The sequence below is a fragment of the Paenibacillus sp. FSL R7-0128 genome, from assembly GCF_038002245.1.
Lineage (GTDB): Bacteria > Bacillota > Bacilli > Paenibacillales > Paenibacillaceae > Paenibacillus_AQ > Paenibacillus_AQ silagei.
On the sequence record NZ_JBBOCD010000001.1, the window covers coordinates 4,065,016 to 4,079,936 of the forward strand.

The following is a 14,921-nucleotide window of genomic DNA, read 5'->3' on the forward strand; positions in this document are numbered from 1 at the left end:
TATGATATTAATAGTCTCGACCATAGTTGCCTCAGCAAGTATTTTGCCAGAAAAGTCTCTCCCTTTTAAGTGCAGAGAAACTCCTCTGTCGGCTATAAGTCTTTTACGTTGTTGTAGATTACAGTAAGAACCCTGCGAAACGTCTCAACTTCCTCTTTGGATAACCCCTGGATCGTTTTGTTATATGCCTCATTGGAAGGGGTAAGGATTTCTTCTTTGATATCCCGTCCTTTAGGCGTTAAATATACACGCAAAGACCTTCGATCCGTCTCATGAACCACACGATAAATGAATTCCTTCTTCTCCAGCTTGAACAGCATTCGTGCAACATTAGTCTGGTCCTTGTGCAGTCTCTCGGCAAGTTCTTTTTGCGTAATTCCTTCCTTTTCCCATAGTACGATTAGGATTTCCCACTGATCCACTGTGATGTCAAACGGGTTAACTACCTTTTGATAGTAATTATTCAATTTAAGTGCCGCGCGCTGCACATTCACACCAATATATTGTTCTAATTCCAAGGTTGACCTCCTTCATAGCAGTCATGACTATAGTTGCTTCGACCATTATAATCTCACCTCATTCCCGTGTCAAATCATTTAAAGATCAGTCCTTATATATAAATAGAGCCCCTAGAAGTTCTAGAGGCTCGTAGTATTACTATATTTAATTGCCAGTCATCTTCTGATAAGTGCTCTCAGAAATGGTTCTTCTGGCAGTAACATAGCGTTCTTTATAGTAACCTGATGACAGGCTGGTGATCGTAACACCCTTATTGCTTGAGGAATGTGCAAATTTGTTGTCGCCCACATAGATGCCTGCATGCGAGATGCCGTTGCCCCCGGTTTCGAAAAAGACAAGATCTCCCGGACGTAAATCGGACTTGGCTACATATTCGCCTGCACTTGCCTGCGACTTGGATGTTCTCGGAAGATCTAAGTTGAACTTGCCAAATATGTATATGATAAATCCGGAACAGTCAAACCCTTCAGATGCCTTGGTTCCTCCCCATTTATATGGAGTTCCCATCACATCATTAACCTCTTGATCAAGTCTGGAGCTGTCATCCGCAGATGCTCTTTCAGATCCAAACGATAGCAATAGCACAATACTCAGTAGCCATACGATTCCTTTCTTCAAAAAGAACTCAGTCTCCTTTCTTGCCGGCTAATGCTGCCTGACAAATATTAATTTTTTGTAACTATTATGAATGATAGTTTAATATTCTCCTTTCGTCAACCCCTTCTATGATTTTTTGAAAGAGTTTACATCCCCCGGCCCAGGTTAATCTCTCTAATCCGCTCCAGCGGCACCTTCGGCTCGCGATCCGCAGTCATTAACCCGTTGACCTCATCCTGAACGTCGGTAACCTGGGTATAACAGTACCCGGAGATGAATGGAATGGCCTGAATCGCCCATGTTAAGCTGCCGAACCGCTCCAGAAATGCTTCCTCGCTATCCACCTGATGGCCATAGCCCCAGCCGTGTTCGCTTTTGAAGGCAATCCCCCCATATTCGCTGATGATGATAGGCTGCCCCTTATACTTGTAACCTTCTGCAAAAGCAAACTTCCACTCGTTATACGTACCGCTGCTGCCCGTGATAGAATCTTTATCTTTGTAAGTTTCATATAGTGCTTCGCCCCGCTCGACATAATCATGCAGCGTCAGAATGTCAGATACCGTATGCTCCCAGCCGTCATTCGTAATCACCGGACGGTAAGGATCGATAGATTTGGTCAAATAATAGATACCCTCCGTGAATGTCTGCTGCCGGACGTCATGAAGGATATTCTGCACCCCCCACGATTCGTTAAAAGGCACCCAGGTGATGATGCACGGATGATTATACTGCTGCCGCACGACCTCCAGCCATTCGTTGGTGAACCGCTCCAGCGCCTCGTCGTTATATTCATAAGCGGCAGCCATCTCCGACCAGACCAATACCCCTTTGACGTCACACCAGTACAGGAACCGGGCGTCCTCCACCTTCATATGCTTGCGCAGCCCATTGTAGCCCATCTCCAGAATCGCTTCAATATCTTGAATCAGCGCTTCTTCTGACGGCGGGGTCAGATGACTATCGGTCCAGTAGCCCTGGTCCAGGATCAGTCTTTGATACAGCGGGAGGTTGTTCAGCAGGATCTGGCCGCCCTTGATAGAGATATTGCGCATACCGAAATACGAGCCGACCCGGTCTATCTCCTGTTCACCCGCATACAGCACGAACTCGATGTCAAAAAGATTCGGGTTCCCCGGAGACCACAGGTTTTGCAGCCATGGCCCGTTAATGCCTTCCATCATGCTGACCTCCACGGTCATCGAAGCTCTATCCACCGACAGGCTATGCAGATTAACTCTTTCGCCTTGATATGTAATTTCCGTCTCCAGCCGGAGATCCTTTGCTTCAGTCAAGCCTTGCAGGCTGTAGTCCAAGCGGATCATCTGGCGGTTAATATCAGGGGTCATTTTGACCTTCTCCAACCGGGTCGCGTGGACATGCTCCAGCCAGACGCTTTTCCAGATGCCGGTGGTCTGCACATAGAATGAGTCGTGGTTCCGGCCCGCCCAGCGCTGCTTGCCCCGGGGCTGGAGACAGCTGTCGCTGTCGGTCACCATCAGCACAATCTCGTTCACGCCATCCTGCCTGAGCAGATCGGTAATATCGAAGGAGAACCGGCTATACGCCCCCTCATGCTCTCCTGCATAGCCGCCGTTCACCCAGCAGACCGCCTTATAATCCACGCCTTCAAAATGCAGCACCGTCCGCTTCCCTTCTACCGCCGGGGACAGGACGAGTTGCTTGCGGTACCAGATCCGTGGATGGAAGGTCTCCTCACCGATGCCGCTGGCCGCTGTCTCGTAGGTGAATGGAACGTTAATGGTATGTGTGGCCGGAAAATGATCCATCCAGCGCGCCGCAATGCCTGCGTGATCATCATCGAAGCTAAAGTCCCATTCTCCGTTCAGATCCAGCCACTGGCTGCGGACAAATTGGGGTCTCGGGTAGTTCGGGGTATAGAATTTCGTAGCTGCTTTCGTCGTTGTTCCGGTCATATTAGAATTAACCCTCTTTCTCATTACTGAAGTATTCTCCATATTCACTATCACAGAGTACTCCCTTGTCCCGGGAAAGAAAATGAATTATTCTATTGATTGACTGATCTATCATCTAAAAGGTGGAATTGTGTATGATCACCCTAAAGCGGTGCGGTTCGAATGTTATTCATCCAGAGGGCATGACGATTGACCGCCCGGAAGGCTCCGGCGATTACGTCTTTGTATTCTTTCGGAGCAAGATGGAGCTGAGGCTTCAGACGCGGAGCGTCTATGCTGAACCGAATACTTACATCATCTATAACAGAAACAGCCACTACTTCTACAGAGACGCTGAGCTGCCGCTGGTGCATGACTGGTTCCATTTCGAGTTGGAGGGGGCGAATGCTTGGTTTGAACGCTTGAAGCTGCCGCTGGACACCTTAATGAAGGCCCATGACCCGCTCTATATCACTAGAAAAGTGAATGAGCTTCACTGGGAGAATCTGCAGAACGGCAGCTTCCGCCAGGAGATTATCGACTCCATTATTCGTTGCCTGTTCATGAAGCTTAGCGATATGCGGCATCATGTGGAGTCTAGCCAGCCGGTCAGCAAATACTATGATTCATTCCTGAACCTGAGAAATGAAGTGCTCAGTTCCCCCTCCACCTGGTACTCTGTCGAACAGCTCGCGGAGCGGATGAACATGAGCCCGTCCTATTTTCAGCAGATCTATAAGCAAATCTTCGGCATTCCGGCCGTCAGCGACATCATCCTTAACCGCGTGGGCCATGCGTCCTATTTACTGAAGAGCACCACCTATACCGTCAGCCAGATTTCTGCAAGATGCGGTTATGAGAACGATGTCCATTTCATGCGGCAGTTCAAGAAGTTCACCGGCCAAACCCCGAGTGAATATCGAGGGCAGGGCTGATGGCGAAGGAAGAGTGGCTCGGGGTTATTGGCTTGGATGAGCATAAAAAAAGCAGCACTCCAGAAACTACATACCTGTTCCAGACCACCGCTCATTTGGAGATGTTAATCAAAAAATCCACATGATCACAACAATAATCAAAGCAATAACACCTACTGCAATTAACAGATCAGAGATCTGCCGCCATAATCCCTGAGGCCCTTCTTTATGAAGCTTTTGTTCATTAACGTCATGATTGGCTTTGTGCCCGCCGGGATCAGTCGAATTCGCATGAGGTCCCGGATTGAAGAAATCAGTCATTACAATCGCCTCCCTTTCCCACAATTATACACCATTTAATCTCATTTATGGTAAACAGAAAGACTTTGGCATAGCTAACATTTGAATTTTGGCTTTAAATATCCTATTTTAAAAAGATAGAGTTTCAGCAGCTAACGGAAGAGGCGAACACAGTATGGGCGATATACATGAAATGATGTCAGCGGGAACCCGGGCTTTGATCGAGGATAACTTCCTCCAGCTCATGGAGCAGGAAGGATTTCACAAGGTGAGTGTACGCCAGCTGGCGCTTAGAACACATATTAACAGGGGAACGTTCTATCTGCATTTTACAGATAAATACGATCTGCTGGAGCAGCTGCAGCGGGAAATACTGACAGGTCTGGAGCAGGTGATGGTTGTCAAAATCGTACGCGAAGAGATGTCAGAGCATTATCTGAAGGGCTTGCCCTATCCGCCCTTGGTGCATATCCTTGAGTATCTGCACCAGCACGGCGAGCGAATCCGCTTATTTCTCGGGGCTAAAGGGGATGCGGTATTTCCGGGGCAATTCAAGGAGGTTATCAAACGCAGCTTCTACCGGAAGCTGAAGATGAATGGCGTATTTACCGACCACCCGGCGGTTCCTCCGGAGTATCTCGCTGCGCATTCCGCGTCTATTTTTCTCGGAATTACGGAAGAATGGCTGCACAGCGGGATGCCTTATACTCCGGAGGAGCTGGCGGTGATCTATAATGAGGTCTTATTTATGCAGTCGACTCTGATCGCGAAGGCTTAAATTGTAATAAGCACCTTACCACGGAGCTTACCGGCCTCGCTCATGGCATGGGAGGCAGCCAGCTCGGCCAGCGGCAGACGCTCAGTAATCCAGAGCTTCAGCTTGCCCGCATCCACCAGCTCTGCAACCCGCGTCAGCAGCGTACGATCCTCCTGTGCAAACAGCCGGTGTGCCTTAACGCCAAGCTGCGCTGCCAGTGCTTCGTCCGTAGGATTCACTGCCGAGATCAGCGCTCCTCCCTCTTTTAGCAGCGGCAGCCATGTGTTGAGTACCTCAGTACTCTCAGGGGACAGATTGAGGATCAGATCCACCTTGTCCGTCAGCTTGTCCGTGACGCTCTCCTTGGTGTAATCAATAATCTCGTCAATCCCCAGCTCCTGAAGCATCGGCATACTGGCCGCTGAGGAAGTCCCGATAACATACGCTCCGTGCTGCTTGGCAAATTGCACTGCATAGCTGCCTACCCCGCCAGCGGCTCCGGCAATCAGCACACGTCCACCCTGCGGCAGATTACCATGATCGAATAACCCCTGCCATGCGGTTAAGACACCAATCGGCAGCGCAGCTGCATCGGATAGCTCCAGGGAGACTGGCGCCAGCGCAGCATACTGCGCTTTGGTAACCACATACTCTGCGGCAGCACCGTCCCGGGACATATCGAGCGCAGCATAGACTCTGTCCCCCGGCTGAAAGTCCGTAACCTCTGCTCCGGCTGCCTCCACCGTACCCGACACCTCAAAGTTAGGAATGTAAGGAAATTCATGCGGGAAAATAGCTTGCAGGTCTCCCTTGCGGATTTTGACATCTGCCTGATTGAATGCGGTCCCTGCCACCTTAACCAGAATCTCGTCCGCTGCGGGAACGGGGATGGGCGCATCCTCATACCTTAACTCTTCTAGCCCTCCAAATTGATGTATCCGAATCGCCTTCATATGTGTAGCTTCGTTCACTGCGATCACTCCTCCAGATGAATTGGGAATCCGCGTACCGTTGAAGCAATAGGTGTACTGTTCCTGTAACTCATTGTAGGGTCCCGCCCAAGCGGATACAATCAACAATCAGGCCTCAAGTGTTCATTCTTCTCTCTAAGGGGTAGTAGAGTATAATGGCACAGGCATCCTTGATGAAACCTGCTACTGAAAGGAGACTACCTATGGACAATATGGATACGATCGATCTCATCGCCATTCTGGCTCTGGTGCTGGCGCTATTGCTTATGCTCAGCGTGTTCAGTCTGAAGAGGCGTGTGAATGAGCTGGAAGCCCGGCTCAATCAAAGAGATCCTTACGGAGGAATGCCCGCTGACCCCTCCTTCAGCCGAACCAGCCATATTCCTGCGCCGATGTTCGTGCAGAACCCGGAGCTGGCACCGGACCTCGAGCGGAGAATCCGCCTGCTAATAGCCGAGGGCAAGAAGATCCAGGCAATCAAGGTCGTGCGCGAAGCGCGGAATCTGGGCCTCAAGGAAGCCAAGGACTTCGTAGAGAACCTGGAACGGAGCGGTAACTTCCGCTGAGTGAACCATGTGTGAATGATCAAGAATGACCTCAGACTGCCACTGGATGGTGGAAGCTGAGGTCATTTTTGTGATGCAGCCTATACCGGCATTGAGACTAAATATCCTTGTTCACATAAATCCGCGACGAAATCAGATAGGAGGCATAAATAATGATCAGGTATGCCAGCACGCCGATGACTACGAGCAGCATATTGTCTGTTTTACCGTCCTGAACCCATTGAGCGAGAGCCGGAAATTCCTTGTTCAAGCTTCCAAATGTAGTGAAACTCAGCATAATGACCATCATAAAAACTATATTGACAAACTGCATTCCTTTTTGCCCTAACCAGTAATACAGCGGGAGATAGAAAGAGGCTAACAGCGGGATAACTGCCGTAATCAGCCCCAGCTCTCTCCAGCGCAGCGGTTCATCCAGCTTGCCCATAGTCACCGCAACCCAGTACATGATTAGGGTACAAATGAGACTGAATAGCGAGAGTGGAATGATCGTCAGATATTTGGCTTGAATCAACCGCTGTCTCGGCACCGGGAGCGTGGCCAGAAACTTCTGGTTGTTATGCTGCATATCAATGGTACAGGCGTTAATCAGCAGCAATAGTGCCGGCAACAACGAGAATACCGTATAGGCTTGTGCATTGGAATATAACATAAGTACAAAATAGGGAATCAGCAGCAAAGCGAACTTCCGGGTAAGTATGAAGTCTTTGCGGATTAGCGCAATGGAGTTATGCATGAGCTTCGTCCCCTTTTACCGTATAATACATAATCTCTTCCAGCGTAGGTGTCTCGCAGATTGCCGTGTCCCTGAAATAACGTTCACCCTCCGCGCGGTTGCTAATCAGGCCCTCGAATCCCAGCCCGTTCTCCCGCAACCCCACGAACCACTGGCGTACATCCCGGTCCAGCAGCTCTTTCCCGCCTTTGACCAGCAAATAGCGCTCGCTCAGACTCTCCTTCATCTCATTGAAGATGATCCGTCCCTCGTTAATAAATACAATATAGTCGGCAATCCGGTCCAGATCTGTGGTGTTATGAGTCGAGAACAGAATCGACTTCTTCTCATCCTGAATATGCTCACTGAGCAGCTCCAGCATCTCCCGGCGGAAGATCGGATCAAGCCCCGAAGTAGGCTCATCCATAATCAGCAGATCGGCACCATGGGACAGAGCGATGGCGAGCGAGAACTTGATCTTCATCCCCTTCGACAGATCCTTGATTCTCTTACCCGGCGACAGCTTGAACTGCTCCTGAAATCTCAGATATGTATCGTTGTCCCAGCCTGGATAGAACGGAGCAATAATATTCTTCATCTGCTTCACGGTCATATTCTCATAATAAAAGCTCTCATCCGAGACGTAGCCGATCCGCCCCCGAATCGCTGCCTGCTCCTGATGGTTGTTCTGGCCGAAGACCCGGATGTCCCCTTGGTCCTGCGAGATTAAGCCCATTATCATCTTGATCATTGAGGTCTTACCTGCGCCATTCGGGCCGATCAGCCCGGTAATGTAGCCCTCCTTGATAGATAACGAAATATCCTTCAGCTCAAAACGGTCGTAGCTCTTCGTTACATGGTCTAGCTCAATTACAGTTCTCATTCCTGTTCCTCCTCATAGAGCAGCTTCAGCATCTCCGCGAGTTCAGCGTATTCCATGCCCAGCTGTCTGCTCTCGTCAATAATCTCCTTCAGCTTGCCCTCTACCATCCGCAGCCGCTGTTCCCGGATATATTCCTGATCGGCCCCGGAGACAAAAGATCCCTTGCCGACAATCGAGTTGATCAGCCCCTCCCGCTCCAGCTCCTCATAAGCCCGCTTTGTGGTAATGACGCTAATCTGCAGCTCCTTCGCCAGTAAGCGGATCGATGGCAGCGGCATACCCGAGAGTAGCTCGCCTTGGAGAATCATCTGGCGGACCTGCCCCACAATCTGGGCGTAGATCGGTTCGCCAGATGTACTTGATATCACGATATTCATGCAGCAGCATCAGCTTCCTTTGTGTTTGTTGTAACTAGTGTATATATATAATATATACACTATATTCAGTTGTGTCAATCCCTTGTGTCATCCCCTTAATTAGCCGATCATCCCCTGAGACCGCAGAAAGTGGTAGACGATCTCACTCTGCAGCCTTACTCTTAAGGCATAGTCCAGGCTCCAGCAGGTCTCTACGGTCACCGCCCGGGCACCGAGCAGGCGCTGAAAGGCCATCCGGGAAGTTCCTGCACGCTCCCTATGCCGTATGTTGAAGCGGTAAGCTCTATTCGTGATCGTCTGATTCATCCGCTTCACAATTTGCTTCGCCAGTCCATGCGCCCGGCTGACCGGGCTGATGATCAGGGTCTGGCCGACCCGCTTCGGATTCAGCTCGGACAGCCCGTTCGCCTCATGCAGATCCAGCACCCACGAAGGGCGGTAGCGCAAGGCAAGCTGCCATACAGCTGCCGACAACGGATGACGGGCCGGGGCGCCTTGTCCGCGCGGGAAGGTACGGTTCAGGTCAGGATTCCCGCGAATCCCCTTGCGCCGTGCGATTTGGTTCACCAGCGGGACGATAATCAGCTTCCCTGAGCGCAGCATCAGATCTCCCCGGCTGAGCCGGCTGGCGATGCCTTGCGCTGCACGGCTGCTCGCCGGCTCATTGCCGTGAACACCGGAGATGATCATGAATACAGGTCCGGGGACGCCGCTGCTAATGACATAATAAGGTGTGGCATAGGGCGTTCCTGCCGCCAGTGTATGCTTCTCTACAGACAATGCGGTTCACCTCGCTCTGGATAATGCGGATCATGTGGATGATGGTATACAAGATTCTGGACAGCACCAACGGTTACTCTGTAATGTATGCGGATTACCTGCGGGGGATTGGACGAATAGGACAGCAAAATAACCCCACAAAGTGGAGCTTTAGCGTAGGTGATGACTCAAAAACTTTGCGGGGGCCCCAAAACATATAAACTCTATCTAAAAAAGCCGGACAAGTCCAATATGGACTCATCCGGCTTCTTCTCTGGATGCACGATAGTACTAGCGGGTGTCAAGTAGAAACGGCTTCGTAGTCCTTTTAAAGGACGGTATCGTTTCAGCGAGAAATAGAAGGATAGTTTATAGTGTGAAGCATATAAATTCTTATATTTTTAATAAAACACGACCTGGTTCTTCCCGGCAGACTTCGCCTCATAAAGAGCCTTCTCCGCCTTGGCAATGAAGTCAGACGGGCGGTCAGAGGGAACCGGTACCTTCAACAGGCCGCCTATACTTACAGTGACCACCCCTTCCTCTTCAAAGCGGTCGCGGGGAATCTGCAGATCAGAGACACCTTGACGGACGGACTCGGCTAATTGCTCCGCCTGGGAGGCGGACGCACCCGCCATCGTGAGGATGAAGTTCGCCCCGCTGAAGCGGGCCACGAAGGTGCCGTGCGTGATGCTGATGATATTCAGTACATCGGCTACCGACTGGATGCAAAGATCGCCGCCCTTCAGCCCGTGTACCGCATTATAGGAATGGAAATCATCGATATCAATCGACAGCAGCAGCAAGGGTTCCCGGGTATTCAGCGTATCCTCCCAGCGCTGATCCAGCTCATGCACAAGGGCCTGGCGGTTCGGCAGATCGGTTAGTGAATCGGTCGTCAGATAGCTTTGCATCTGATTGGCCGCATCGATATAGGCTTCACCCTTCGCCTCTGTACCGGTTCCAGTGTTAAGCACCGCCATAATGGATGGTCTGCCGCCATGAATGACCGAAGCCAGACTCAGGCTTACGTCCAGCGGTTGCCCGTCGCTGCTCACGAACTGTCCCTGATCAGATACGAACTGGGTCACATTCTGGCTCAGGTCTGTGAAGTGCTGCTCCAGGGCTGGCCTGTAAGACTCCTGCACATAGTTCAGGAACGGCTGCCCGATCAGGGATTTTCCTTTCTCTTCACCTATCAGCTCCACTGCACGGTTATTGCAGTAGGCGATCACATCATCGGTAATCATGAAAAAGGCTACCGGAGACAGATCCATCAGCTGCAGATACCGCTGTTCGTTGTGGCGCAGACTGCGGGCATTCTGCAGGGCCTGTTCTTCCGCCTGACGCAGCTGGTTCTCGGTCTGTCCGCGCAGAATAGATTTGAGCTGAGGCAGAATGTTAAGATGCTGCTCTCTCCACGGAAGTGAGGTGGACTGAACCACCTGCCGCCATTTCTCAAAGGACTTGCGGGGAGACAGGCGCTGTCCGTCATTCTCCTGAATGACGGCCTTAGCCGGATCTCCGGCCCAGTCCACAATCTCGACCACCTCAGGCCTGAACCAGATCATGTAATTCTGTTGTCCTGGAGTCAGGGCGAGATAGATGACACCGGAGGCTTTATTCTTGTAAGCTTTGGCTGATTCATATTCCAGACTGAGCCTGGAGGTGCAGTAGGTGTAATCCTTCGACTTCCCTGCCAGCCAGCCGGCAAGCTCCCGCACCTGCTCCTGGGAGGGTGCTACTCCGAACAGCATCAGCTTGTCCTGATAACACACGGCTGCGCCGGAGGCCTCCATCATCCCCAGTAGTGTCTGCTCTTCATCGCCGAGCTGTTCAATCACCCGGGAAGAGCTGACGTTACCTGTGAAAATATCGACAATCCTCATCGCCTTGGTCCGCAGCTCCAGCTCCGTCTGATAATTGTCGAGCTGCTGACGCTGGTACAGTTCACTGGAGAAGAAGGCGCCCAGGAAATTACACAGATTACGGATACGGTGCGGGACATACTTGGGAGAATAGTGATGACAGGTGATCAGTCCCCAGAGCTTGTTATTATTGATCAGCGAGATGGTGGTCGTTGCGCCTACCCCCATATTCTGCAAATACTCAATATGGAGCGGAGACACACTACGGAGGATGGACAAGCTGAGGTTCAAGGGCTTACCGGTAAGCGGCTGCAGCACCGGGGTGATCGGAACCGGAAGATAGTTCACATCAACGATTGTCCGCAGCCAGTTGCGCAGATACAGCTCACGTGCCTGCTTCGGAATGTCAGACGCAGGATAATGATGGCCAAGGAACGGTTCCAGTCCTTCTTCCTTGGCTTCCGCAATCACCTTGCCGTTCCACTGTTCATCGAATTCGTAGATCATGACCCGGTCATAACCAAGCATCTCCTTCACCTGCTCGGCGGCGGCCTGGCTGGCTTCGAGACGGTTCGCCGTATGCTTCAGCCGTCCGAAGAACGTGCGGATCCAGTCGAAGTCATTGGGGCTGTCGCTCTGATCGATGGAGGCAGGCTCCAGTTCAACGATCATCAGACCTTCACTTTCGTGAATGATGCAGAAGAAGTCCTCCGGCTGATCTGCCACTTTAATCGTTATAACTATATATTGTAAATCTGCTGTTTCTTTCGCATTCACACTGCGTTCAAGCATCATCTTCAGCTGCTCCGGGCCTACCAAGTCAGCCATAGGCGTTCCTAACAGTGCTTCGGCAGCTGTTCCCAGTAACTTACCCGTATTCAGACTGGCTTGGACAATCCTAGGAGCTGTGTCCTGAGTTACGGCCAGCAATACACCATGCGGCTGAATAAGTCCGGGAATATGGATGGGCTCCTTCTCGCAGTTATTAAGATCCACGGGTTCCTTGGGGTCCAGCCCGGCTTCATTCAACAGGGTCCGGTTCAGCGGCTGATTCTCATGTTCTGTATTAAAATCTGACATAGGTGCAATGCCTCCATTGAAGTAAATGATTTCTAAGCTGTTTTGGCGTAGGTTCATTCTAACTTAATTTGGGCAACAATAACAAACATAAGTCTGGTCTGCACAGCCTGTTTTGGCTTGTATTACAGTCTTGGAATAATTATGTATAATATGGATGGATAGAGCATAACCTGTGACGGCTAATCCATTCCTATACTCCGAGGTGACCGTAATGCGGCGAACCAAACGTTCAGGTAGAGAGATTGTTTCTTTTCTGCTAAGCGCCTTCTCCATACTGATCATTGCCTTCTTCCTCATCCGCTATGTGCTTCAGACCGTTTCATTCGCACCTTAACAGCCTGCCCACGCAAAAAGGAGCATTTGGGGGAAATGCTCCTCTTCGGCTTGCATATACCAAGTATTAGGTTGCACTTCCGGAAGAATTGTAATCCGAAAGTCTTACCAATAATTTACCTTAAAAACCTCAATAATACAAGTATTTCCTTCTATTCCAGTGAAAATGTGACTAATTCATAACAGCGCTTCGCCGCTTGGCTGCGCATCCGGGGATTTGGGGCGCAGCAGGCTTTGCCGCCTGATCTATACGCCCGTTATAATGAACCTACTCTGCGCAGAGAATAACCGAGAGAAGGAACATTCACATGGATGCTAATCCCCTGTTACAGCGCAAGACCGCACAATTTACACATCTCGTTACCGAAGGCACTCATTATGAGGTCGGACGCGCCTTGGGCGCCCATCATAAGAATAACTCCGCCATGCTATCCTTCTTGTCCTCCCCCTTCATGGGAGCCTCCCCGCTGACTCCCTATGCTGCAGACAAAGCCATGGAGAGCTTCGAGCGCTACTGCCCCGGCTTGAATGAAGAAATTCAAGGCTTCGCCGATGAGACCGGCGTAGAGGCCGCCCATGTCGTATTCTATTATTCCTATTTTCAGGCACCGGGCCACTGCACACAGGCAGCCTACCGAACTGGAGCAAGTGGGGAACAGAGCGGACATATCTGTCATATGCGTAATTATGATTTTGGCTGGGAGGATGAGCCGTATAATCAGCTGCTGCTCAGCACAACCCGGGTGAAGGGCAAACCGGCGCATACCGGCTTTGCGCTGCAGCTGTTCGGGCGTTATGACGGGATGAATGAAGCAGGACTTACCGTAACCACCACCTCGGGGAGAGTCCGGCCGGAGATGACCGGGGAGGGCTTTATTTTTCCAGGCGTAGTCCGGGCCTTGCTGGATCAATGTACTACCGCGGAAGGGGCGGTCCAGCTCATGCGCAGCATGCCGGTGGCCGACTACAGAAACTTCCTGATCTCTGACGCCCAGGGGAACATCGCCCTTGTGGAGACGGCTGGTACCGAGAAAGAGATCCAGTACCATCCTGCTACTGCTGCCAGCTTAAGCGTAAGCCAGCTTGTGCTCTCGGCGAACCATTACACCCTGCCCTCCATGCAGCTACACAATCAGCAAGTCATGGAGAACTCATGGACAAGATATGACGCGCTGCGTGCAGCACTTATGGACGATAACACCTCTATCAATCCTGTAGAAGCCATGAAAGCTGCCGCAGGACGCGAATATCCCGAAGGGATCTGCTGTCACCATTACAGCGAAGGCTTAGGCACCTTATGGTCCATGGTCTGTGACAACACAGCCCGCGAGCTGCATATCTGTTTCGGTTCCCCGCAGTTAAACGGCTGGAGAACATTCGGGTTCCTTGACCCGGCGGGAATGCGTGTATACGAGGCAGTGCTGCCGGGCAAGCCGTCCGCTGAGGGATTCTGGACCCGGCCCAGGTAAGCTCACCCTCACTCCTGCTGCTGTGACGCCTTCCGCAAAATAGACTGCACAAACGCGGTCTTCCCGTCACAATACGCATCGATATCATAACGGTACGCTTCAGCCAGCCGCTGCTTGACCGCCTGATATTCCTCCCGGGCAGCGGGATGGCTGCGCAGATAATCACGGAACCGGATATGCTCCACGTAACCCTTGCCGTCCTTGGGACATACATAAAGATGGTATTTCATGAATCCGTCATCCTGGTTGCTCTTGAAGGCTTCCCGGCCCTCAATGCCCATATTACCCTGATGCTCATAACCGAACGCATGCAGTCTGCGGATGATCTCCGGCAGCTGGTCATAGCTCTCCATCACCAGATCGATATCAATCACAGGCTTGGCCCACAGTCCTTCAATCGAGGTGCTGCCCACATGCTCCGCTGCGATAATCAGATCTCCGGCGATCTCCAGCATCCGCTTCTCAATTCTGCTATATTCCGCCTTCCAGGCCGGATCATACGGAACCACCTCTACAACCTTAGTCTTCTCAGCCATAATCCCTCTCCTCCTTCGGCTATAACCTGTACCCGCCACTGGAATAAAATACAAACCTCTATCTCATACTAACCCGCAGAGACGGAGGTGAACAGTATGCCCAAGAATAGTGCAGACCCGAAGCATGACCGTGCAGATAACCGCGCCGATTCTAAAAACAACCAGCAGAATCACGCCAGCATCAGCGAAATCCCCCAGATGGTGACTCCTGATAAAGCAGCAGATGTCGTGCCGAGTCTAAACGGCGTGACCAAGAACGAGAGCTGATTTCAGCTTTGATATGCTTATTGTCCAGGCTTCCCTCTCCGGCAACAGAGGCGGAAGTCTGGTCTTTTATCCATGCGCTATAGTTCTACAATAA

Annotated in this window: 17 protein-coding genes; 6 read left to right on the forward strand and 11 right to left on the reverse strand. The window is 51.2% G+C overall.

The genetic code is table 11. The features are described from left to right. Window positions 1-92: 92 nt before the first annotated feature. From NST26_RS16690 to NST26_RS16700, 3 genes are all read right to left on the reverse strand, one after another. On the reverse strand, window positions 93-518 hold the full coding sequence (locus NST26_RS16690; RefSeq protein ID WP_036726721.1) for a MarR family winged helix-turn-helix transcriptional regulator: 426 nt from the start codon (window positions 516-518) through the stop codon (window positions 93-95). 145 nt (window positions 519-663) lie between these two features. Then, window positions 664-1,137 (reverse strand): C40 family peptidase, encoded by a 474-nt coding sequence (locus tag NST26_RS16695; protein ID WP_209873978.1) that lies wholly within the window; start codon window positions 1,135-1,137, stop codon window positions 664-666. A gap of 125 nt (window positions 1,138-1,262) precedes the next feature. After that, window positions 1,263-3,077 (reverse strand): glycoside hydrolase family 2 protein, encoded by a 1,815-nt coding sequence (locus tag NST26_RS16700; protein ID WP_340952587.1) that lies wholly within the window; start codon window positions 3,075-3,077, stop codon window positions 1,263-1,265. A 110-nt stretch (window positions 3,078-3,187) separates the two neighbouring features. Here NST26_RS16700 and NST26_RS16705 point away from each other — a divergent pair, with 110 nt between their 5' ends. Continuing rightward, complete coding sequence (locus NST26_RS16705; protein ID WP_340952584.1) at window positions 3,188-3,967, forward strand: helix-turn-helix domain-containing protein; 780 nt, start codon at window positions 3,188-3,190, stop codon at window positions 3,965-3,967. A gap of 108 nt (window positions 3,968-4,075) precedes the next feature. On the opposite strand, the gene NST26_RS16710 is transcribed toward NST26_RS16705, so the two are convergent. Further along, window positions 4,076-4,267, reverse strand: a complete 192-nt coding sequence (locus NST26_RS16710) for a hypothetical protein (RefSeq protein WP_340979517.1) — start codon at window positions 4,265-4,267, stop codon at window positions 4,076-4,078. Window positions 4,268-4,421: 154 nt separating this feature from the next. Between NST26_RS16710 and NST26_RS16715 the strand changes: the two genes are divergently transcribed. Then, the gene (locus tag NST26_RS16715; protein WP_340952578.1) at window positions 4,422-5,024 is read left to right on the forward strand and encodes a TetR/AcrR family transcriptional regulator; all 603 of its coding nucleotides are present in this window, start codon (window positions 4,422-4,424) and stop codon (window positions 5,022-5,024) included. On the opposite strand, the gene NST26_RS16720 is transcribed toward NST26_RS16715, so the two are convergent. Further along, on the reverse strand, window positions 5,021-5,974 hold the full coding sequence (locus NST26_RS16720; RefSeq protein WP_340952574.1) for an NADP-dependent oxidoreductase: 954 nt from the start codon (window positions 5,972-5,974) through the stop codon (window positions 5,021-5,023). The two genes, NST26_RS16715 and NST26_RS16720, sit on opposite strands and share 4 nt — an antisense overlap. Window positions 5,975-6,177: 203 nt before the next feature. Here NST26_RS16720 and NST26_RS16725 point away from each other — a divergent pair, with 203 nt between their 5' ends. After that, entirely contained in the window at window positions 6,178-6,540 is a 363-nt protein-coding gene (locus NST26_RS16725; RefSeq protein ID WP_340952571.1) for a 50S ribosomal protein L7/L12, read from the forward strand. Window positions 6,541-6,637: 97 nt separating this feature from the next. Here NST26_RS16725 and NST26_RS16730 read toward each other — a convergent pair whose 3' ends face one another. From NST26_RS16730 to NST26_RS16750, 5 genes are all read right to left on the reverse strand, one after another. Beyond that, window positions 6,638-7,276, reverse strand: coding sequence for an ABC-2 transporter permease (locus NST26_RS16730; RefSeq protein WP_340952569.1), 639 nt, complete (start codon window positions 7,274-7,276; stop codon window positions 6,638-6,640). Next, window positions 7,269-8,138, reverse strand: a complete 870-nt coding sequence (locus NST26_RS16735) for an ABC transporter ATP-binding protein (protein ID WP_340952567.1) — start codon at window positions 8,136-8,138, stop codon at window positions 7,269-7,271. The genes NST26_RS16730 and NST26_RS16735 overlap by 8 nt, the downstream gene beginning before the upstream one ends. Then, complete coding sequence (locus NST26_RS16740; RefSeq protein WP_340952565.1) at window positions 8,135-8,515, reverse strand: GntR family transcriptional regulator; 381 nt, start codon at window positions 8,513-8,515, stop codon at window positions 8,135-8,137. Before NST26_RS16740 ends, NST26_RS16735 begins: the two co-directional genes overlap by 4 nt. Before the next feature lie 99 nt (window positions 8,516-8,614). Further along, window positions 8,615-9,295, reverse strand: a complete 681-nt coding sequence (locus NST26_RS16745) for a succinylglutamate desuccinylase/aspartoacylase family protein (RefSeq protein ID WP_339314509.1) — start codon at window positions 9,293-9,295, stop codon at window positions 8,615-8,617. Between the two features lie 380 nt (window positions 9,296-9,675). After that, a complete protein-coding gene (locus tag NST26_RS16750; RefSeq protein ID WP_340952562.1) occupies window positions 9,676-12,222 on the reverse strand; it encodes a diguanylate cyclase domain-containing protein in 2,547 nt (848 codons plus the stop codon). A gap of 211 nt (window positions 12,223-12,433) precedes the next feature. Between NST26_RS16750 and NST26_RS16755 the strand changes: the two genes are divergently transcribed. Next, window positions 12,434-12,556, forward strand: coding sequence for a hypothetical protein (locus tag NST26_RS16755; protein ID WP_268748454.1), 123 nt, complete (start codon window positions 12,434-12,436; stop codon window positions 12,554-12,556). Between the two features lie 307 nt (window positions 12,557-12,863). Continuing rightward, window positions 12,864-14,024: a C45 family peptidase gene (locus NST26_RS16760; RefSeq protein ID WP_340952560.1), complete on the forward strand. Its 1,161-nt coding sequence runs from the start codon at window positions 12,864-12,866 to the stop codon at window positions 14,022-14,024. Between the two features lie 8 nt (window positions 14,025-14,032). On the opposite strand, the gene NST26_RS16765 is transcribed toward NST26_RS16760, so the two are convergent. Next, window positions 14,033-14,560, reverse strand: coding sequence for a GrpB family protein (locus NST26_RS16765; protein ID WP_036726687.1), 528 nt, complete (start codon window positions 14,558-14,560; stop codon window positions 14,033-14,035). A 96-nt stretch (window positions 14,561-14,656) separates the two neighbouring features. Here NST26_RS16765 and NST26_RS16770 point away from each other — a divergent pair, with 96 nt between their 5' ends. Further along, the gene (locus NST26_RS16770) at window positions 14,657-14,827 is read left to right on the forward strand and encodes a hypothetical protein (RefSeq protein WP_200869561.1); all 171 of its coding nucleotides are present in this window, start codon (window positions 14,657-14,659) and stop codon (window positions 14,825-14,827) included. Window positions 14,828-14,921 lie beyond the last annotated feature (94 nt).